Origin of the sequence: Streptomyces sp. NPDC048001, assembly GCF_043203115.1 — a bacterium.
Lineage (GTDB): Bacteria > Actinomycetota > Actinomycetes > Streptomycetales > Streptomycetaceae > Streptomyces > Streptomyces sanyensis.
In genome coordinates, this window is record NZ_JBIDBN010000011.1 from 50,692 (window position 1) to 70,673 (window position 19,982).

Genomic DNA, 19,982 nt, shown 5'->3' on the forward strand with positions numbered 1-19,982 from the left:
CGGGGCCCGGTACTGTCCACCCCCGTGGGTCAGTACCGGGCCCCGCGGCGCGCCGTCAGCTGTGCGACGCGCCGTTCAGGGGGGCGTTCTCGGCGGCGGGCTTCGATCCGCCGAGGACGGAGGCCAGCGGCAGGTCCGCCAGGCCCAGGCGGTCGGCCTCCTCCAGCAGCCGGCCGAGCTGGGCGCCGCCGGTCCCACCGGACCGCATGAGTCCCGTCAGCAGCGCGGACACCGTCAGGTTCTGCACGTCGCCGGTGGAGACGCCGCGCAGGACGGACGTCAGGTCGTCGGTGAAGCTGGAGGATCCGTCCAGCCACGGCCCCGCCAGGGTCCGGGCCGTCTGCGAGTTGGAGACGAAGGCGTCCACGCCCTTGCCGAGCGCGACCGAGGACATGATCCGGTCGAAGAAGACCGACTCCCCTCCGACGATGTTGATGTCGGCGTTCTCCAGACCGGTGGCGAGCACCGTCGCCTGCGCCTCCGCGACCTGGCGCTGCACGTCCAGCCCGGCCAGGCGGATGTCCTTCTCCGCCTCCAGGCGCAGCCGGTACTCCTCGTGTCCGCGCGAGGCCTCGTCCAGCGCTGCCATCGCCGCCGCCTTCTCGGTGAGGCCGGCCGCCTCCGCCCGCAGCTTCTCGCCGATGGCGGCCGCGTTCGCTGCGCCCTGGGCGCGGACGCCCTCCGCCTCGGCCAGCAGCCGGGCCTGGGCCGCCTCGGCCTCGGCACGACCGGTCCGCTCGATCGCGTCCGCCTCCCTCTCGCGGACCTGCGCCGCGGCGAGGCCCTCGGCCGCCGCCTCCGCCTGGACACCCTCCGCCAGCCGGATCTTGGCGCGGGCGTCGAGGTCGGCCGACTTCACACGGGCCTCCGCCAGCGTGAGCTCCTCGGCCGCACGGTGCACCGCGGCCTGCTCCGCGGCCTCCGCCGCCTTGATGTCCTTGACCAGCTTCTCCTGCGCCTCGGCCTCGGCCGCGATGACGAGGGCCTGGCGCTCCCGCTCGGCCTCCTCCACCGCGCGCAGCCGCTTGATGGACTCCTCCTGCTCGGCGACCGTCCGGTCCACGGCGACCCGCTCGCGCACCACCTCGGCGATCTCGCGGCGCTCCGCCTCGACCTCCTTGTCGGCGGCGATCCTGGTCAGCGAGGTCTCCCTCTCCCGGGCGATGACCTCCAGCAGGCGGTCCTTCTCGATGCGCTCGTTCTCGATGGCGATGACCCGCTCGCGGTTCTTGCCCGCGACGGCCACCTCCCGCGCCTGGTTCTCGCGCTGGACGCCCAGCTGCTCCTCCGTCCGCAGGAACGCGGACTGGGAGCGCAGCCGCTCCTCCTCCACGACCCGCGCGGTCTCGGCCTCCTCGCGGGCCCGCACGGTGTCGATCTCGCGCCGCTGCTTGATCTCGGCGTCCGCCTGCCGGCGCTCCAGCTCCAGGATGGCCTCCCGGGCGTCGACGTTTTGCCGGGTGATCTCCTTCTCCTCCGTGCGCTGGTACTCGTTGGTGCGCACGTGCTCCGCCGCCGTCAGCTCCGTGATCTTCCGGATGCCCTGGGCGTCGAGGACGTTCGAGGGGTCGAGCTGCTTGAGCGGGGTCTGCTCCAGGTAGTCGATGGCCGCGTCCTCCAGGCTGTAGCCGTTGAGGTCGGTGCCGATCACCTGGATGATCCGGTCCCGCAGCTCGTCCCGCTTGGTGTAGAGGTCGGTGAAGTCCATCTGCTTGCCGACCGTCTTCAGCGCCTCGGAGAACTTGGCGTTGAACAGCTCCTGCAGCGTGTCCTTGTCGCTGGCCCGGGCGGTGCCGATCGCCTGGGCGACCTTGACGACGTCCTCGACGGTCTTGTTGACGCGGACGAAGAACGAGATCCGGATGTCGGCGCGGATGTTGTCGCGGCAGATGAGGCCGTCGCGCCCGGCGCGGGTGATGTCGATCGTCTTCACCGAGATGTCCATGATCTCGGCCTTGTGCAGCACCGGCAGGACGACCTGACCGGTGAAGGTGACGTCCACCTTCCGCATCTTGGAGACGATCAGTGCCTTGCCCTGCTCGACCTTGCGGAACAGGCGGGTCACGACGAGCAGCAGGCCTACGGCGATGAGCAGGACGGCGGCGACGAGCACGCCGATGCCTGCGGAGATGGAGTCCATGGGAGTCCTCGGGTGAGCGGTGGTCGAAGGGGGCGGCCGCGCCGTGGCGGCGCAGGGGCGCCGGCCCGGGACCGGCGGGAGGGGTACGGCGGGGGGCGGGTGCTTCAGGCGGCGGTCGGCATGCCGGTGCCGGGCAGTTCCCCGAAGGGGGAGAAGGGCGCGACCCAGAAGAACTCGCCGTCCTCGTCGAAGGCGTAGAGCAGGGCGGTGGCGCCCGCGGACAGCGCGGGCCCGTCCTCGGCCGGGCCGCCGGGTGCCGGCTGCCGCACCTGGACCAGGGCGGTGGAGCCGTCCGGGGCCGTGACCTCGGCCTGGCCGAACCGGGTGTCCACGCGACCGGTGCGGATGGTGCACGTCATTCCGATGAAGTCGTGCCGGGACGGCCCGCGTTCCTCGGGGAAGAGCTTCGCGAGCAGCCGCACGAGTCTTCGGGTCACCCGCCAGGAGACCAGGCATGCGAGCAGCAGGACCGTGCAGGCGAGCGCCGCGTGCGGGAGGCCCGTGAGCCCGGATCTGTGCAGCAGGACGGCGCCGCAGAGGCTGGTGAACCAGGCCAGGACGATCAGCAGCGACGCCGCGACGGCGACGGGTACCCCCGCGAGGCCCGCGGATCCGGCCCCCGCCGACTCCACGTCGGCGTCGAAGGCCCCCGGTTCCGCGGCGCCGAGGAGCACGAGCAACCAGAAGACGACGACGACCGCGAGAGCGGCGCTGAAGAGGGCGGTGGGGAAGGCGGCCACGGCCGAAAGGAACTCGTTCACCGCTCCACCCCCCTCCCTGCCATATTGCCGGTTCGCAGCATCCGGCTTCCGTTGCCGGCCGGTGCCCTCCCATGGTGACAGCCGGATGGGCTTGATTACATTGCCGGATTCCGGCAGTGTTGATGCATTCTTTATGCCGGGTAGGCTGCCGGGGGTGCCCGGACGCCCGGCCCGCGCCAACAGGGGGACGGGGCAAGGGAGATGACGACACAGGAGATCTGGGACGCGTATCTGGAGGGGTACGCCGAGATCCTCGCCGCCGTCGGCCGGACGGGCAGGCGGCTCAACCGCGACGAACTGGAGAGCCGCCGCGCACTGGGCGAGCATGCGGCCGAGGCGGGGCACGGGCTGCGCGCCCTGGTCATCGGGCATCTGGCCGCCACACGCTCCTCCTGGCCCGACACCACGGCTCCCGACCGGGTGCTGGCGGCCGTCCAGCAGGCCGTGGACGCCTTCGCCGAGGGCTACGAGAGAGCGCAGCGCCTCGCCGTCCGCAAGGAGGAGGCGGCCCGGCGGGAGTTCATCGACGACCTGCTCCACGGGCGAGGTGAGGCGGGCAGGATGGCCCAGCGTGCCGAGCGGTTCGGGCTGCGGCTCGCCCATGCGCACGCCGTGGGCGTGGCCGTGGGCTCCGAGGCGTACGACGACACCCACCCGGTGACCCGCCGGGTCGACGCGGCGCTCTTCGCCCGTTTCGGCGACCGCCGCATCCTGCTCACGACCAAGGACGACCGCCTCATCTGCATCGCCCCCGGCGACCAGGAGGAGGTGGTGCGCTACTTCGCCAAGCAGGCGTACGCGGTCACCGAGGGGACCGGGCGGGCCGCGATCGGACGACCGCACCCGGGCCCCGGAGGCGTCGTCCGCTCCTACGAGGAGGCGCTGAACGCCCTGAAGCTCGCGGACCGGATGCAGCTCCACGAGCCCGTGCTCTACGCGGCCGATCTGCTGGTCTACCCCGTGCTCACCCGCGACCGCGAGGCGATGGCCGACCTGGTGCGCAGCGCCCTCGGCCCGCTGCGGGAGGCGCGCGGAGGGGCCGAGCCCCTGCTGGAGACCCTCCACGCCTACTTCGACGCAGGCTGCGTCTCCGCCCAGGCCGCCCGCCGGCTCAGCCTGAGCGTGCGCGCCCTCACCTACCGGCTGGAGCGGATCCACCAGCTCACGGGTGCCGACCCGACCGATCCCCAGCACCGCTTCATGCTGCAGACGGCGGCCATCGGAGCCCGCCTGCTGGACTGGCCGAAGAAGGACCTCTGAGCCCGGGGCCGTGCCGCCGCTCCGGCACGGGGCCCGGCACGAGCCAGCCAGGGCACCCGCACCGGAGCGGCGGCCGGCCTCGCGCACCGGCTCCGGTCCGCCCGGCCGCGCCCCGGGGACGGAACGCCCGGTCTCGGCTGCCGGCCGGCCCGCGCGGGCGCCGCCGACCGGGGATCCGCGAGCCGGGTCGTCCCGCCCGCCGGATCAGATGTTGACGCCGAAGTCCTGTGCGATACCGCGCAGTCCGGAGGCGTAGCCCTGTCCCACGGCACGGAACTTCCACTCCGCGCCGCTGCGGTACAGCTCGCCGAAGACCATGGCCGTCTCCGTCGAGGCGTCCTCGCTGAGGTCGTAGCGGGCCAGCTCCGCACCGCCCGCCTGGTTGACCACGCGGATGAACGCATTGCGCACCTGGCCGAAGGACTGGCTCCGGCTCTCGCCCTCGTGGATCGACACCGGGAAGATGATCTTGTCCACCTGGGCGGCCACGTTCGCCAGGTCGACCTTGATCTGCTCGTCGTCGCCCTCGCCCTCGCCCGTGAGGTTGTCGCCGGTGTGCTCGACCGAACCGTCCGGGCTCTTGAGGTTGTTGAAGAAGACGAAGTGCTGGTCGCTCAGGACCTTGCCGCCCGCATCGACCAGGAGGGCGCTGGCGTCCAGGTCGAAGTCCGTGCCCGTGGTGGTCCGTACGTCCCAGCCGAGTCCCACGATCACCGCGGACAGGCCGGGGGCCTCCTTGGTCAGCGAGACATTGCCGCCCTTGGAAAGGCTCACACCCATGGAAATCCCCTGCTCAATCCGGCGCGGGCAGCGCCACTTGACGATTCCTTTGCCCAACCGGACCAACGCCCGGCCTCCCCGCCCGGTTCCCGCTGCCGCGAGGAAGTACTCATTTCACCCGTGCGGCCTATCCGGGCGGCGGTCCCCCGGCGATCGCGCCCCGCTCAGCGCACCACGGTCGTCACCTCGGTGGCCTTGACGCTGGTCCACACCTCGACCCCGTCCGCCAGTCCCAGCTCCGCGGCGGCCTGCGGCGTCACCTCCGCGACCAGGTCCGGCACGCCCGGGGAGGCGACCAGCACCCGCAGCCGGCTCCCCGAGACGGTCATCTCCCTGACCACGCCCGGCCAGACGTTGCGCGGACTCCCGCCCGGCCGCTCCCGGTGGAGCGCCACCGCCTCGGGGGGGATGATCGCCAGAGCCTCCGCGCCCGTCGGCGGCGGGTCCGCCGCGACCAGCACCCCGCCGCCCGGCAGCGCGAGCCCCTGCTCCGTCGCCGTGCCGGACCAGGCATTGCGGCCCAGCATCCGCGCCACCCACACCGAGCGGGGATGCCGGGTCACCTCCTCGGGCGGTCCGTCCTGCAGCGCCCGCCCCCCGTCCAGCACCAGCACGCGGTCGGCCAGCGAGACCGCCTCGACGGGATCGTGGGTCACGATCAGGCAGACGCCCCCGTAGCCCGCGAGGTGCGTCCGCAGCGTGTGGCGCACCTGTGCCCGGGTGGTCTGGTCGAGTGCGGCCAGCGGCTCGTCGAGCAGCAGCAGCCGGGGCCGGGCCGCGAGCGCCCGCGCCAGGGCCACCCGCCCGGCCTGGCCACCGGAGAGCTGACCCGGGCGGCGTCCCGCCAGGTCGCCCACACCGAGCCGGTCCAGCCACCGTTGCGCGCTCCGGCGGGCCTGCGCCCGGCCCACTCCCCGGGCCCGCAGTCCGTAGGCCGTGTTGGCCAGTGCCGTCATATGCGGGAACAGTGCGCCGTCCTGCGGGACCCAGGCGACCCCCCGGCGGTGCGGCGGCCGTGCCGTCACATCGGACCCGCCGAGCACCAGCACCGCCGAGGAGCGGTCGGTCAGGCCCAGCAGCGCGCGCAGCAGGGTCGTCTTCCCCGCACCGTTGGGGCCGACGACCGCGATGGTGGTGCCCGCCGGGGCGTCCAGGGTCAGCTCGTCGAAGCCGGTCACCTCGGCGTGCAGCGCCCAGCGCTCCTGCGCGCCGTCCGCCGCGGGTTCCCCCCGGGCCTCCGGGTTCCCCTGCCCGGGCCCCGGCTCCCTCACCCCCGCCCCGGGCGGTTCCCTCCGGCTCGCGGCCCCGCCCGCCGCCCCGTCCCCCGGGCCCGCCCCGTCCCCCGGCCCGGGACCCGCCTCCGCGGCGCGGCCCCGGCGCCGGTCGCCGCCGCCCGCCGGGGTGCCCGTCCAGCGGCCGCGCAGCGCGACCAGCACGGCCATGGCCACGGCGAGCAGCAGCAGGCTCACCGAGGTCGCGGCCGCGGGCTGCTCCTGGAGGAGCAGGTACACCTGGAGCGGCAGCGTCTGCGTCGTCCCCGGCAGGTTCCCCGCGAAAGTGATCGTCGCGCCGAACTCGCCGAGAGCCCGAGCCCAGGTCAGCGCCGCCCCTGCGAGCAGCCCCGGTGCCACCATCGGCAGCGTCACGGTGAGGAAGACCCGCAGCGGCGAGGCGCCGAGCGAGGCCGCGGTCTCCTCGTACCGGGGCCGCAGCCCGCCCAGTGCCCCTTCGAGGCTGATCACCAGAAACGGCATCGCCACGAAGGTGGCCGCCAGCACCGCGCCGGAGGTGTGGAAGGGCAGCGTCAGGCCGAAGGCGTCCTCCAGCCACGGCCCGAGGAGCCCCCGTCTGCCGAAGGCCAGCAGCAGTGCCACACCGCCCACGGTGGGCGGCAGCACCATCGGCAGCAGCACCAGCGAGCGCACCACGGCCTTGCCCGGGAAGGGCACACGGGCCAGCAGCCAGGCGAGCGGCACCCCGAGGACGAGCGACAGGCCGAGGGCCCAGAAGGAGACCACGACCGACAGCCGCAGCGCCTGTGTGGTGCCGGAGCTGGTCAGATGGGTGCCCAGCTCGCTCCACTCGGTACGGGCGAGGACCCCGGCGAGCGGCAGGACGAGCAGACCGACGGCCAGCGCCGCGGGGATCGCCAGGGGAAGCGGGACACGGCTGCGAACCGGCCCTTCGGACCGGCTGCGGCCCTCCGGGCGACGGAAGCGGGCGAGCGGTCGCGTCACGGTCCTCGGACTCCTTGGTCGCACGGTCGTCCCGGGCCGTCCGGCCGGGGACGCTGGCCGCTTCCCGCAGGCTACGGCCGCTGGAAGCCCGCGGCCTGCAGGATCCTCTGCGCCTCGGGCCCGGACAGCCAGGCGACGAAGGCCCCGGACGCGGCCGCGTGCTCCGAGGCGTCCAGGGTCGCCGCCGGGTACTCGGCGATCGCGTTCTGCGCATCCGGGATCTCCACGGCGTCGACCGTGTCGGCGGCCGCCGCGGTGTCGGTGCGGTAGACGAGTCCCGCGTCCGCCTCGCCGAGCGCGACCTTGCTCAGCACGGCGCGCACGCTCGGCTCCTGCGACACCGGCCGCACGGTGACCGCCCGGGCGTCGAGGATCTGCCGGCTGTACCGGCCCACGGGGACCTCGGGCGCCGCGAGCACCACCGTCAGATCGGGGTCGGCCAGGTCCTCCAGCGCGTCGATCCCGTGCGGGTTCCCCTGCTCCGTCGCGATCACCAGGCGGTTCTTCGCGATGACGGCCGGGTCCCCGGTCTCCGCGGCGAGGCCGTCCATGGTCGCCGTGTCGGCCGTGACGATCGCGTCCGCGGGAGCGCCCTGGCGCACCTGCGCCGCGAGTTCCTGCGAGCCGGCGAAGGAGAAGGTGATCTCCGTGCCGGGGTGGGCCTCCTCGTAGGCGGCGCCGACCTGCTCGAAGACATCGGTGAGCGAGGCGGCGGCGAGCACGGTGAGCTGCGCCCGGGCGGCCCCCGCGGTCCCTTCGGCGGACGCTCCGCCGGACGTCCCCGCCGCGTCGCTCCCGCCACCGCCACCACCACCACCGCAGGCGGCCAGCGGGCCGAGCAGCAGGGCGGCGGCCAGGGCCGTCGCCACACGTCGCCGGGAGGGGGAGGAGGGAAGGGACATGGCGAGCTGCTCCTTGGGGACGCGGGCGGCGGGACCGCCCGGGGCGGATGGCGAAGCGCTGCGCCGGTGACGGGCGACGCCGCTGCGGTGCGACCGCCCGTCGGGCCCGGCGCGGGGCACGGGCCCCGGTGGGCCGCCCGAGCGGAGCGGACGCTCAGGCGCGGTCGATGTGGACGTTGGTCGACTTCACCCGGGCGGTGGCCCGCATGCCGACCTCCAGCCCCAGTTCCTCGACGGCCTCCCTGGTCAGCAGGGAGACGAGGCGGTGCGGCCCGGCCTGGACCTCGACCTGGGCGGCCACGTCGCCGAGCTTCACCGCGGTGACGATCCCGGCGAAGGCGTTCCGGGCCGTGGTGTACGGCACCTCGTCCTCGGTGGCGCTGCTCCGGGCCACCTCGACCGAGAAGGCGGCCAGGTCGCGGCCGTCGATCAGGCGTCGGCCGCTGTCGTCGCGGTGGGTCGCGACGCGGCCCGCATCGGCCCAGCGGCGCGCGGTGTCGGCACTGACGCCGAGCAGACGGGCCGCCTGCCCGATGGTGTAGGACTGCATATGCGTCAACCTAGGCCCTTGAAGGTCGCATCTGCAAGCATTCGGGTGATCGCACATGGCAGATGCCGTGATCCTCGGACCTTGCTCCATCGCCGTCGGCGCAGGTGCCCGGCGTGCAAGGGGCGCGAGGGCGAGCGGCGGCCCCGGGCCGCCCCGCCGCGGCGGCGGAGGGGCGTGCCCGGGCGGGGTCTCCGCGCCGGAGCGGGCCGGGAGTGCTGACAGCGGGGCCCCGGCCACCGGGTCCGGCCGGCGCATCCGACTCCGTGCCCCTGCCGGTGACCAAGTCGCCCACCGTCAACCCGGATGTGTAGATTTGTACCGCGGGTACGCCGCTGCCAGGCGCGCACACGGTCGCGCCGACGCGCAGGAGCCTCGCAGACGAGGGCCGTATGTTCGACTTGAGCGCGCCGATCGTGGCCATGTTCGTCGTGTACGTGATCGCCATGATCGCCACAGGTGTCTGGGCGTACGCACGCACGCACACGTTCACCGACTTCGCCCTGGGGGGCCGCCGGCTCACCTCGCTCGTCGCCGCCCTGTCCGCGGGGGCCAGCGACATGTCCGGCTGGCTGTTCCTCGCACTCCCCGGAGCGGTGTACGCGGCCGGCCTGGGCGCCGGCTGGATCGCCGTCGGACTGATCATCGGCACCTACCTCAACTGGCTGGTCGTCGCCCCCCGGCTGCGCACCTACACCGAACGGGCCGGGAACGCCGTGAGCCTGTCCGCGTACCTGGAGGAGCGGTTCGAGGACCGCACCCGGGTGCTCCGGATGGCCTCGGCCGCGGTCACCCTGGTCTTCTTCACCGTCTACGTCGCCAGCGGCCTGGTGGCGGGCGGGCTGCTGTTCACCAACGTCTTCGACCTCCGCTTCGGGCTCGGCGTGACCCTCACCGCCCTGGTGATCGTCATCTACTCCTGCCTCGGCGGCTTCCTCGCCGTGAGCCTCACCCATGTGCTCCAGGGCACGCTGATGTTCCTCGCCCTGCTGGTGCTCGCGCTGGTCGGCGTCACCACACTCGGCGGCTTCGGGGAGCTGCGCGACGCCCTCGACGACAGGACACCGGGGCTGCTCGAACTGGGCGCTGACGTCCGCTTCACGGACGGCGAGTGGTCGGCGGGCGGCTCGCTCGGCGCCGTCGCCATCGTCTCGCTGCTCGCCTGGGGCCTGGGCTACTTCGGCCAGCCGCACATCCTGGCCCGCTTCATGGGCATCCGCAGCATCCGCGCCATCCCCGCGGCCCGCCGCATCGGAACGGGCTGGGTCGTCGTCGTCCTCGGCGGCGCCACGCTCATCGGCCTCGTCGGCATCGGACGGATCAGCCCGCCGCTCGCGGACCCGGACACCGTGTACATCGTGCTGAGCCAGACCCTGCTCAACCCCTGGGTCTCCGGGCTGATGCTGATCGCCGTGCTGGCCGCGATCATGTCGACCGCGGACAGCCAGCTCCTGGTGTCCTCCGTCGCCCTCACCGAGGACTTCTACCGCGCCCTGCTCAACCGCCGCGCCACCGACAGGGCACTGGTCTGGGTGGGGCGCGGGGCCGTCGTCGTGGTCATCCTGGTCGCCTACGCGATCGCGCTCAGAGGCGACGGGCTGCTGAGCATCGTCGCCTACGCCTGGGCGGGCTTCGGAGCCGCCTTCGGCCCGGTCGTCCTGCTCTCGCTGTACTGGCCGCGCATGACCTGGGCGGGGGCCATGGCCGGAATCGTCTCGGGCGCGGCCACGGTGCTCCTCTGGGACCGGATCAACCCCCTGCTCGGGCCGCTGGAGTCGGACATCTACGAGATGGTCCCTGGCGTGCTGGTCGCCACACTCGCCGCACTGCTCTTCGGCAGATTCGTCGGCAGACCACCCAAGCAGGCCTTCTGGCGGATGCCCGGCGGAGGGGTCAACCAGCTGATTCTCACCCCGTTCCTCACCCATGCACCGGTCGGCATCGCCGTCCTGGACACGGACCTGCGCTACGTCTGGGTGAACGAACCGCTGGACCGCATGGTCCCGCTCACGCAGCGGCTGGGGCGGGAGGTGAGGGAGGTCCTGCCCGAACAGGACGCGGAGGACTTCGAGGAGTGCATGCGGACGGTGCTCAGGACCGGCCGGCCGGTGATGGACCACGAGTTCCGCGGCGCCAGCCGCACCGACCCCCACCGGGAGCGGGCCTACTCCGCCTCCTTCTTCACCATGAAGGACCGCCAGGGGCGCACGGTGGGCATCTGGTACATGATCATCGATGTCACCGAGCGCTGGCGGGCGCAGGAGCGCCTGGCCCTGCTGAACGAAGCCGGAGCCGGGATCGGCAGCACCCTGGACGTGACGCGGACCGCCCAGGAGCTGTCCGACGCGGCCGTGCCCTCCATCGCCGACTTCGCCGCGGTCGACCTGCTGGACACGGTCATGCGGGGCGAGGAACCGGCCCCCGGACCCGTTGGCATGACCCCCGTGATCCGCCGCGCGGCGCGGCGGTCGACGCACGACGGCTGGCCGGAAGGGACCCTGGCCGTCGGCGCGGCGGTGCAGCGCGCGCCGTCCTCGCCCGTGGCCCGCTGCCTGCTGGAGAGCAGGACCCTGGTGGAACGCTCCCTGGACCACTCCACCAGCACCTGGCTCAGCGAGGACCACGCCCTGGGCGACTGCGTCCGCGCCTTCGGATTCCGCTCGCTGATGGTGGTGCCCGTCCGGTCCCGCGGCGTCACCCTGGGCGTGGCGACCTTCGGCCGGACGAGGGAGGCGGGCCCCTTCGAGGAGGACGACGTACGCCTCGCCGAGGAGATCGTCTCCCGCGCCGCGGTCAGCATCGACAACGCGCGCCGCTTCACCCGCGAGCGCACCGCGGCCCGTTCGATGCAGCGCGCACTGCTCCCGCAGAAGCTGACGGGCGGCTCCGCACTGGACGTCGCCTCCTGGTACCTCCCGGCGGACGCCCCGAGCGGTGTGGGCGGCGACTGGTTCGACGTGATCCCGCTCTCGGGGGCACGGGTCGCCCTCGTGGTCGGCGACGTCGTCGGCCACGGCATGAACGCGGCGACCACCATGGGCCGGCTGCGCACCGCCGTCCGTACGCTCGCGAAGCTGGACCTCGCCCCGGACGAGGTACTGGCGCACCTCGACGACCTGGTCATCGGCCTGATCGGGGCGGACGACGGCAACGAGCCGACCGAGGCCGAGGACGAGACCGTGGGCGCCGCGTTCCTCGGCGCCACCTGCCTGTACGCCGTGTACGACCCGGTCAGCAGAAGGTGCACGATGGCCCGGGCCGGGCACCTCCCGCCCGTGGTGGTCGGCCCGGACGGCGGTGCCGACCTCCTCGACCTGCCCGCCGGGCCGCCCCTCGGGCTCGGATACCTCCCCTTCGAGTCCGTCGAACTGGAGCTGGCCGAGGGCAGCCTCCTCGCCCTCTACACCGACGGCCTCATCGAGAGCTACGACCGGGACATCGACATCGGGCTCTCCCGCCTGGGCGACACCCTGGCGGAGGGCGGACCGGCGCTCGGGGAGATCGGCCGCAGGGCGGTCGACGCCCTGCTCGCGGGGCCCCCGTCCGACGACGCTGCGCTGCTGCTCGCCCGGACCAAGGGCCTGCCCCCCGACCAGGTCGCCTCCTGGGAGCTGCCGAGCGACCCGGCCGCCGTGGCGCAGGCCCGCACGCTCGCCGGCCGGCAGCTGGCCGAGTGGGGCATGGACGAGCTCGCGTTCACCACGGAACTCATCGTCAGCGAGCTGGTCACCAACGGCATCCGCCATGCGGAGGGACCGGTCTCGCTCCGGCTGATCCGGGACCGGGGCCTGATCTGCGAGGTCTCCGACGCCAGCAGCACCTCCCCGCGCCTGCGCCACGCCCGGACCACGGACGAAGGCGGCCGGGGCCTGCTCATCGTGGCCCAGCTCGCCCAGCGCTGGGGTACCCGCTACACGGCGACCGGCAAGACGATCTGGACGGAGCAGGTCATCCCCGCCGAGGGGTTCGGTGCGGGAGCGGACCTCGGCCCGTCGCTGTGAGGCCGCCGGACCGGCGCGCGACGGTCCGGCGGCGGCCGCGATCCTGCTGCTCCGGCGGCCCGCCCTGGCCCGGCGGCAGGCCCTCGGACAGGGCCCCGGTCCGGCCTCGTCCGGTGCAGGGGCCCGCCCGCGACAGCGAACGAGGCCGATGCGGGCGGGCGTGCCCCGGGGGCCGGGGGCTACCTGAGGTAGACGAGTCCATCGGTGGTGACGGTGGGGCGGCCCTTGGTGCCGACGACGACGATCTTGACCGTGTGCTTGGCGCTGGTGCTCCAGGTCCTGGTCCAGATCGCGTCGCGGTACCTGGTGGTGGCCGACCTCAGGTCGACGGTGGCGGCCCTGACGCCGTCGACGTAGACGTGGGCCTGCCCGGAGCCGGAGGCGCGGGAGACCACCCACGCGGCCGACCGGCCGGTGAAGGTCCACGTCAGGCTCGCGTTCCCGGCCGTGCTGGAGTAGGACCTCCCGCCCAGGTAGCCGCTGGACGACCTGGTGCTCCAGGCGCCCGACCTGGCGGCGGAGGTCTCCTGCAGGATGACGGGGGTACCGGTGACGGAGGCGGACCGGGCGTTGCCCGCCTGGTCCCGGGCAGTCGCCTTCCACGTCGTGGCCGCCCCGGACCTCGCGGTGTGGGAGGCGACGGAGGTGGTGGGGCCGTACGTCCTGGTCACGGGGGCGGTGAGGCGCACCTCCTTCAGCGCGGCGTTGTCGGTGGCCTTCCACCGCAGCGTGAGCGGGACGGCCGCGGTGTCGACCGTTCCGGTGCGCAGCGCCAGGTTCGGCATGGTGGAGAAGCCCGGCGCGGTGGTCTCCGCGACCACGGTCGCCGCCGGTGTGGTGGCGGTCCTTCCGGACTGGTGCACGGCCCGGACGGCGACCTGGTGCGTGCCGGCGGCCAGGGTGACCTCGGCGGAGGCGGCGGTCGCCGCCGTGGAGGCGGCGGGCTTGCCGTCGACGAGCACCTCGTACCGGGAGACGAACGAGGAGGGCGTGCCGGTAGCCCAGTTCACCGTGATGCCGGCCCTGGTGTAGTAGGTCGTACCGCTCAGCCCTGCGCCCGTGACGGACCTGACGGCCAGACCGGTGACGGGGCCGGCGGCCCAGGAGCGGACGGTGCCGAGCCGGCCGTAGAAGGCGTCGCCCGGGCACTGGGTGTTGTAGCCGTCGCGATGGCCGTGGACGGCGGGGAAGGTCAGCCGTGCACCGCTCTCCCAGGTCCTGCCCGCATGACTCCGGCCGCTCGCACCCGCGGTGAGCGTGGTGGTGCCCGCGGGGTCCACGCCGTACTGGCCGAGCTTCCAGGCGGCCACCTGCGCCACGGAGGCCATCGCGGCCTGCGAGGGGGCGGTGTCGGTGTAGGCGCCGAGCACGGAGATCCCGGTCGTCTCGGAGTTGAAACCGTAGGCGTGCGCTCCCAGGACGGGCCGGTCGACACCGCCCTTGCGGCCTTCGTAGACCGTGCCGCACTTGTCGACGAGGAAGTTGTAGCCGATGTCCTTCCAGCCCAACTGCTGCACGTGGTACGCGTAGATCCCGCGGACGACCGCCGGGGCCTGCTCGCAGGTGTACCCGTTCGACTCCGCCGTGTGGTGGACGACGACCGCCTTGATCCTCCCGCCGGGCAGGTACCCGGGCTCCTCCGGGCTGATCGACTCGTCCGCGCCCCAGTCCGCCCGGGAGGTGATCGGTGGCTGCGGCACGCCGGAGGGCGGGCCCGGTGGGACGCTCACCGTCGGCGTGGGGCTCGGTGATCCGGACACGGTGACGGAGGGCGCCGGGGTGCCGCTCGGCGTCGCGGACGGGACCGGTGTCCCGGACGGGGCGGCCGACACGCCGGACTCGGGCTCGCCGGGGGTCCCCTCGGCACCCGGCTCCTCCGGGTCGGCTTCGGCGCCCCCGGGGCCGGTCGAGGCGGTCTGCCCTCCGGCCGGCTCCGACGGTCCCGTCGCCTCGGCCGGGGCCGGGGACTCCTCGACGGCGAACGCCGCCGGTTCCATGGCCGCGGCACGCCCGGTACCGGGGTCGATCATGGCCAGCCGCAGCCCGGCCGGAAGCCGGTCCGACGTCGCGCCGTCCGCCGCGCGCAACCGGGCCTCCACTCCGTCCGAGGGCCCCACCCAGGCCGGCTCGGTGCCACCGCGCGCGGCCCCGCTGTCACCCTGGCCGCTGTCCCCGTCGAGCCTCAGCCACGCCGACCAGGTGCCCGACTCGGCGGACCGCGTACGGACCTCGACCGTGCCGCCGAGGCGTGCCGCAGCGTCGGTCCAGGTGACGCCGAGCATGCTGAACAGGTCCGTGTCCCGCTGCGGAAGCCAGGCGCTGCGCCCTCCGCCGGCCACCGCGAGCGGCGTGGTCCGCGTGTCGGCTCGGACCGGTCCGCTCTTCCCGTCCGCAGCGACGCCACCGTCCGGGGCACCCGCCGGTCCCTGGAAGCAGAGCACCCCGCCCACGCCGACGACCACCGCGGCCGCTCCCACCCACAACCGACGCCGCCTCACGCAGCCCCACCCTTTCCACACTGCCCTGACCAGGCGCGACGAGGCGATCTGGCCGCCTCCCCCTCCCCGTCGGCACGAACGTACACCGTCAGTCGTCGAAATCGAGCCATGATTTGAATGGAGTGGCATGCCTGGTCTGCTTCAGGGCAGGAATCTACGGATCTCTGTCACATGGATTGCGCTCCCAGGGGCGTGGCGTCCGGCGATGTCCGTGTCAGCCCGGACCCCGTGGGCCGGGGCGGCGGTGTGGTCGGGCCGCGAGGGCAGCCCAGAGGGGGCGGGAGCCGAGACGGCCGCCGAGGCGCTGCGCGTCTCCGCGCACTGCCGGTGCGGTCCGGGCCCGGGCGCCGGATGCCGGACTGCGAGGCGAGCAGCGCGAGTTCGCGGCAAGCTCACCGAGGGCGGCCATCCGGGTGAAGCCACGGGCCCGCCCGGACGATGGTCGCGGGAGGCGGGAGGCGGGAGGCGGGAGGCGGGGCGTCCCGGCCCGCCCGCCACTGCCCAGGACGCGATGCCGGGGGGTCCGTAGAGGGAGGTACCCGGGGGCGGTTCCGAGGGTGCCCCGGTCTCTCTCCGAAGAGCCCGGTAGAACGAGTCAGGCCCGGTACTGATCTCTCAGTACCGGGCCTGACCCTTGATTTCCTGTCGGGGTGGCGGGATTTGAACCCACGACCTCTTCGTCCCGAACGAAGCGCGCTGCCAAGCTGCGCTACACCCCGATGTCGCCCACTGTCCCGGCGACGTCGTTTACTTTAGCCCACCGTCGCCCGGAGACGAAATCCGGTTTCGGGCGACGGTGGGCACCCCTGGTGGAGGGGAGTGGAGGCATCGCTCGGGCGGGGTCAGTCCTGCGGGGTCAGCGTCAGCAGGGTGGCCTCGGGGGGGCAGGCGAAGCGCACCGGGGTGTACCGGTTGGCGCCGCAGCCCGCGGACACGTGGAGGTACGCCGTGTTTCCGCCGTGGTGGTGCCGGGAGAGGCCCTTGGCCCGGCCCGTGTCCAGGTCGCAGTTGGTGACCAGGGCCCCGTAGAAGGGGATGCACAGCTGGCCGCCGTGGGTGTGGCCGGCGAGGACCAGCGGGTAGCCGTCGCCGGTGAAGGCGTCCAGGCTGCGCAGGTACGGGGCGTGGACGACGGCCAGCGAGAGGTCCGCGTCCGGCTCGGGGCCGCCGGCGACCTGCTCGTAGCGGTCGCGCTTGATGTGGGGGTCGTCCAGTCCGGTGAAGGCGAGCTCCATGCCGTCGATCTTCAGGCGGCCGCGGGTGTTGGTCAGGTTCAGCCAGCCGGCCTGGTCGAAGCCGTCACGCAGCTTCTCCCAGGGGTTGTGGACCGCGCCGACGGCCGGGGCGTTGCCGTTGAGGCCGTGGCGGCCCTGCGCCTTCTCCAGGAGGTAGCGGGCGGGGTTGCGGAGCTTGGGCCCGTAGTAGTCGTTGGAGCCGAAGACGTAGACGCCCGGGTACTCCATCAGCGGCCCGAGCGCGTCCAGCACCTCGGGCACCCCCTCGGTGTCCGAGAGGTTGTCCCCGGTGTTGACGACGAAGTCGGGGCGGAGACCAGCGAGGGACTGGAGCCAGGCGCGCTTCTTGCGCTGGCCGCACACCATGTGGATGTCGGAGACCTGGAGAACCCTCAGGGGCTGCGCCCCCCGGGGCAGCACCGGCACGCTCACCCGCCGCAACCGGAAGGAGCGGGCTTCGTACCCGGCGGCGTAGACGAGGCCGGCCGCGCCGGCTGCCATGATTCCTGCGGTGATCTTCAGGGGTGTCCCGTGGCGTGCGCGCATGGTCACATCGTCGCAGACCCGTGCCGGGGCGGGGGGTGAGGGAAGCGCCCGGCGCCTCTGGAGGGCGTCGGGGGTGCGCTCCGCGCCCCGGCGGTGAAATGGGAGCGCGGTCCGCTGCCCCCACCTGCCACACTTGGCGCCATGACCACGCTCAAGTCCACCCTCCAGGAAGACCTCACCGAGGCGATCAGGGCCCGCGACGAACTGCGCTCCTCGACGCTCCGGCTGACCCTCGCCGCGATCACGAAGGAGGAGGTCTCGGGCAAGACGGCCCGTGAACTCTCCGACGACGAGGTGCAGAAGGTGATCGCCAGGGAGGCGAAGAAGCGCCGTGAGGCGGCCGATGCGTTCGCTCAGGGCGGCCGGGCCGAGCAGGCCGAGCGGGAGCGGGCGGAGGGAGTGGTGCTGGACGCCTATCTGCCGCAGCAGCTCACGGACGAGGAGCTGAGCGGAATCGTGGCCCAGGCGGTCGGGGAGGCGAAGGCCGCGGGCGCGGAGGGCCCCCGCGCGATGGGCGCCGTGATGAAGATCGTGAACCCGAAGGTGGCCGGTCGCGCCGAGGGCGGCCGGGTGGCCGCCGCCGTGAAGCGGGCCCTGGCGGGCTGACGCCGGGGACTCCGCCGGTGCACGGGCCGCGGTCTCCCGGCGGAGTCCGGGCTCCGGGGCCACCGGTGCCGCGGGCACGCTCCGGGCGGGAGCCCGTCCGCCCGGGCCGCGGACGTGTGCGCGGACATGAGGAGAGGGGACCCGGAATCCGGGTCCCCTCTCCTCATGTCCGCGCTGCTACGGCCCGTTCCCGCCGCCGTTGCCGCCCTGGCCGCGGTTGCTGCCGCCGCCGATCAGGTCCGGCGGGATGCTGATGCCGGGGAAGGGGCTGGTGCCGCCGGGCCGCCCGTCGTCCCGGCCCCGCTCGCGTTCCCGGTTCCGGTCCCGGTCCCGCCCGTCGTCCTTGTCCTCCTTCGGCTTGGCCCGCGGCACGGAGACCGGGGCGAAGGAGGGGGTCTCGGAGGCGTCCAGCGCGCCGCGCATCGCGATCCGCCAGATCGGTCCGGGCAGGCAGCCGCCGCAGACCTTGGCGTAGTACTGGCCGCCGATGGTGATGTTGTACATCGACTGCTTCTCGCCGACGTCGTCGCCCACCCACACGGCCGTGGACAGGTTCGGGGTGTAGCCGACGAACCAGGCGTCCTTGCGGTCGTTGGTGGTTCCGGTCTTGCCGGCGTTGTCGCGGTCCTGGAGCCCGGCCTGGGTGCCGGTGCCGTCCTCGACCACGCCCTTGAGCATCTGGTTGACCGTGTCGGCCGTCTGCTCGCTCATCGCCTGCGAGCACTGGGAGCCGGGCACCTTGATCCGCTTGCCGTTGGCGTCGGTGATCGAGGCGATCGCGATCGGGGTGCAGAAGGTGCCCCGGTTGGCGAAGGTGGCGTAGACCGCGGCCATGTCGAGCGGGGTGCTCTCCTCGCTGCCGAGGGTGATGGCGGGGTTCTCGCCGACCGGCTTGCCGTCGCCGCGCTTGTAGCCCATCTTCTTGGCCATCTCGACCGTCTCGCACAGGCCCGCCATCTGCTCCAGGTGCGCGAAGTAGGTGTTGATGGACTTGCCGAGCGCCGAGGTCATGTCCCAGGTGCCCGTCTCGGACTCCAGCTCGTTCGACGGATCCCAGACGCCACTGCCCGCGGGGCTGCCGGAGCAGGTGGTGAAGGACTGCATCGGGAGCTGTACCTGGTACCCGGTCGTGAACGTCTGGGCCGGGCTGATGCCCTTCTCCAGCGCCGCGGCCGCCGTGATCGGCTTGAACGTGGACCCGACCTGGAAGCCGTAGGTCGTGCCGCCCATGCGGGAGTCGACCGAGAGGTTGAGCACCGTCTCGTGCTTGTTCTGGTCCAGGCCGTACGGGCGGGACTGGGCCATGGAGAGGATCCGGCCGGTGCCGGGTTCGACCTGCACGACGGCGGCCGCGACCCCGTCCGTCTTGTCGACCTTCGCCGTGGCGGCCTCGTTGGCGGCGTTCTGGGCGCGGGGGCTCAGGGTGGTGCGGACGGTCAGGCCGCCGAGGTTCCAGAGCTTGGAGCGCTCCTCCTCGGTCTTGCCGAAGACGGGGTCGGTGAGGATCGTCTTGCGGACGTAGTCGCAGAAGAAGCCGGCGCCGCTCACGGCGGTGATGCAGCCGTTCTTCGGTCTGCTGACCTTGAGCTCGACGGGGTCGGCCTTGGCCCGGTCCGCCTCCTCCTGGGAGATGTCCTGGACGTCGGCCATCCGCTGGAGCACGACGTTGCGGCGCTTGGTGGCCTCCTCGGCGTCGTTGACCGGGTCGAAGCGGCTCGGCGACTGGACGATGCCGGCCAGCAGGGCGGCCTCCTCCAGTTCCAGGTCCTTGGCCGACTTGGAGAAGTAGCGCTGCGACGCGGCCTCGACGCCGTACGCCTGCTGTCCGAAGAACGTGATGTTGAGGTAGTTCTCCAGGATCTTCTTCTTGCCCAGCTCCTCCTCGACCTGGATCGCGTACTTCAGTTCGCGGATCTTCCGGCCGAGGGTCTGCTGGGTGGCCTCGGCGACCTTCTCGGGGTCGTCGCCCGCCTCCTCGACGAAGACGTTCTTCACGTACTGCTGCGTGAGGGTGGACGCACCCTCGGAGACGCCGCCGGCCTGGGCGTTCTTGTTGAGCGCGCGCAGCACGCCCTTGAGGTCGACCGCGCCGTGCTCGTAGAAGCGCGCGTCCTCGATCGCGACGATCGCCTTCTGCATGTAGGGCGAGATGTCCTTGAGGGGGACGACCGTGCGGTCGCGGGAGTAGACCGAGGCGATCTTCCCGCCGTCGGCGTCCAGGATCGTGGTGCGCTGACTCAGCGGCGGGGTCTTGAGATTGGCGGGGATCTCGTCGAATCCCTCGACCGTCCCCTTGGCCGCGAGTCCCAGCGCCCCTGCGGCCGGCAGGGCGATGCCTGCCAGGACCGCCCCGGAGAGCACGCTGACACCGAGGAACTTGGCGGCCTGCTGGGTCCCGGTCAGACCGCCGCCCGAGCGCTTCTTTGGCATGAGGGCAGCCTAATCCGTCGCCGAGGGCGTTTCGGAGGA

12 protein-coding genes and 1 tRNA gene are annotated in these 19,982 nt (G+C 73.2%); 3 read left to right on the forward strand and 10 right to left on the reverse strand.

Annotation, left to right across the window (positions count from 1 at the left end):
* Positions 1-55 precede the first annotated feature (55 nt).
* Both ACGF15_RS21085 and ACGF15_RS21090 read right to left on the reverse strand, forming a co-directional pair.
* Complete coding sequence (locus tag ACGF15_RS21085) at positions 56-2,140, reverse strand: SPFH domain-containing protein (RefSeq protein ID WP_362607381.1); 2,085 nt, start codon at positions 2,138-2,140, stop codon at positions 56-58.
* 104 nt (positions 2,141-2,244) lie between these two features.
* A complete protein-coding gene (locus ACGF15_RS21090) occupies positions 2,245-2,901 on the reverse strand; it encodes a hypothetical protein (protein ID WP_392800966.1) in 657 nt (218 codons plus the stop codon).
* A gap of 201 nt (positions 2,902-3,102) precedes the next feature.
* Between ACGF15_RS21090 and ACGF15_RS21095 the strand changes: the two genes are divergently transcribed.
* Complete coding sequence (locus ACGF15_RS21095) at positions 3,103-4,161, forward strand: helix-turn-helix domain-containing protein (protein ID WP_345611515.1); 1,059 nt, start codon at positions 3,103-3,105, stop codon at positions 4,159-4,161.
* A 204-nt stretch (positions 4,162-4,365) separates the two neighbouring features.
* On the opposite strand, the gene ACGF15_RS21100 is transcribed toward ACGF15_RS21095, so the two are convergent.
* The 4 genes from ACGF15_RS21100 to ACGF15_RS21115 all read right to left on the reverse strand — a co-directional run bounded on the left by ACGF15_RS21100 (position 4,366) and on the right by ACGF15_RS21115 (position 8,630).
* On the reverse strand, positions 4,366-4,941 hold the full coding sequence (locus ACGF15_RS21100; protein WP_345611512.1) for a TerD family protein: 576 nt from the start codon (positions 4,939-4,941) through the stop codon (positions 4,366-4,368).
* A 164-nt stretch (positions 4,942-5,105) separates the two neighbouring features.
* The gene (locus ACGF15_RS21105) at positions 5,106-7,094 is read right to left on the reverse strand and encodes an ABC transporter permease (protein ID WP_376427127.1); all 1,989 of its coding nucleotides are present in this window, start codon (positions 7,092-7,094) and stop codon (positions 5,106-5,108) included.
* Positions 7,095-7,249: 155 nt separating this feature from the next.
* Entirely contained in the window at positions 7,250-8,080 is an 831-nt protein-coding gene (gene modA / locus ACGF15_RS21110) for a molybdate ABC transporter substrate-binding protein (RefSeq protein ID WP_392800971.1), read from the reverse strand.
* 154 nt (positions 8,081-8,234) lie between these two features.
* Complete coding sequence (locus tag ACGF15_RS21115; protein WP_345611506.1) at positions 8,235-8,630, reverse strand: helix-turn-helix transcriptional regulator; 396 nt, start codon at positions 8,628-8,630, stop codon at positions 8,235-8,237.
* Between the two features lie 389 nt (positions 8,631-9,019).
* Between ACGF15_RS21115 and putP the strand changes: the two genes are divergently transcribed.
* The gene (gene putP / locus ACGF15_RS21120) at positions 9,020-12,628 is read left to right on the forward strand and encodes a sodium/proline symporter PutP (RefSeq protein ID WP_392800974.1); all 3,609 of its coding nucleotides are present in this window, start codon (positions 9,020-9,022) and stop codon (positions 12,626-12,628) included.
* 179 nt (positions 12,629-12,807) lie between these two features.
* Here the strand turns inward: putP and ACGF15_RS21125 are convergent, their stop codons facing one another.
* The 3 genes from ACGF15_RS21125 to ACGF15_RS21135 all read right to left on the reverse strand — a co-directional run bounded on the left by ACGF15_RS21125 (position 12,808) and on the right by ACGF15_RS21135 (position 16,907).
* On the reverse strand, positions 12,808-14,910 hold the full coding sequence (locus tag ACGF15_RS21125) for an N-acetylmuramoyl-L-alanine amidase (protein ID WP_392801241.1): 2,103 nt from the start codon (positions 14,908-14,910) through the stop codon (positions 12,808-12,810).
* An 861-nt stretch (positions 14,911-15,771) separates the two neighbouring features.
* Positions 15,772-15,845: transfer RNA gene (locus ACGF15_RS21130), tRNA-Pro, on the reverse strand.
* 123 nt (positions 15,846-15,968) lie between these two features.
* Positions 15,969-16,907: a metallophosphoesterase gene (locus ACGF15_RS21135; protein ID WP_345614396.1), complete on the reverse strand. Its 939-nt coding sequence runs from the start codon at positions 16,905-16,907 to the stop codon at positions 15,969-15,971.
* Between the two features lie 141 nt (positions 16,908-17,048).
* On the opposite strand from ACGF15_RS21135, the gene ACGF15_RS21140 reads away from it, so the two are divergent.
* Positions 17,049-17,513: a GatB/YqeY domain-containing protein gene (locus ACGF15_RS21140; RefSeq protein WP_345614395.1), complete on the forward strand. Its 465-nt coding sequence runs from the start codon at positions 17,049-17,051 to the stop codon at positions 17,511-17,513.
* 177 nt (positions 17,514-17,690) lie between these two features.
* Here ACGF15_RS21140 and ACGF15_RS21145 read toward each other — a convergent pair whose 3' ends face one another.
* Positions 17,691-19,943: a transglycosylase domain-containing protein gene (locus ACGF15_RS21145; protein WP_392800977.1), complete on the reverse strand. Its 2,253-nt coding sequence runs from the start codon at positions 19,941-19,943 to the stop codon at positions 17,691-17,693.
* Between the last annotated feature and the right edge of the window lie 39 nt (positions 19,944-19,982).

Excerpts from the sequence above, each read along its gene's own strand:
- ACGF15_RS21125 (WP_392801241.1), bottom strand. The coding sequence starts at position 14,910 with ATGCTCGGCGTCACCTGGACCGACGCTGCGGCACGCCTCGGCGGCACG.
- ACGF15_RS21140 (WP_345614395.1), top strand. The coding sequence starts at position 17,049 with ATGACCACGCTCAAGTCCACCCTCCAGGAAGACCTCACCGAGGCGATC.
- ACGF15_RS21135 (WP_345614396.1), bottom strand. The coding sequence starts at position 16,907 with ATGCGCGCACGCCACGGGACACCCCTGAAGATCACCGCAGGAATCATG.
- ACGF15_RS21100 (WP_345611512.1), bottom strand. The coding sequence starts at position 4,941 with ATGGGTGTGAGCCTTTCCAAGGGCGGCAATGTCTCGCTGACCAAGGAG.
- modA (WP_392800971.1), bottom strand. The coding sequence starts at position 8,080 with ATGTCCCTTCCCTCCTCCCCCTCCCGGCGACGTGTGGCGACGGCCCTG.
- ACGF15_RS21085 (WP_362607381.1), bottom strand. The coding sequence starts at position 2,140 with ATGGACTCCATCTCCGCAGGCATCGGCGTGCTCGTCGCCGCCGTCCTG.
- ACGF15_RS21115 (WP_345611506.1), bottom strand. The coding sequence starts at position 8,630 with ATGCAGTCCTACACCATCGGGCAGGCGGCCCGTCTGCTCGGCGTCAGT.
- ACGF15_RS21145 (WP_392800977.1), bottom strand. The coding sequence starts at position 19,943 with ATGCCAAAGAAGCGCTCGGGCGGCGGTCTGACCGGGACCCAGCAGGCC.
- putP (WP_392800974.1), top strand. The coding sequence starts at position 9,020 with ATGTTCGACTTGAGCGCGCCGATCGTGGCCATGTTCGTCGTGTACGTG.
- ACGF15_RS21095 (WP_345611515.1), top strand. The coding sequence starts at position 3,103 with ATGACGACACAGGAGATCTGGGACGCGTATCTGGAGGGGTACGCCGAG.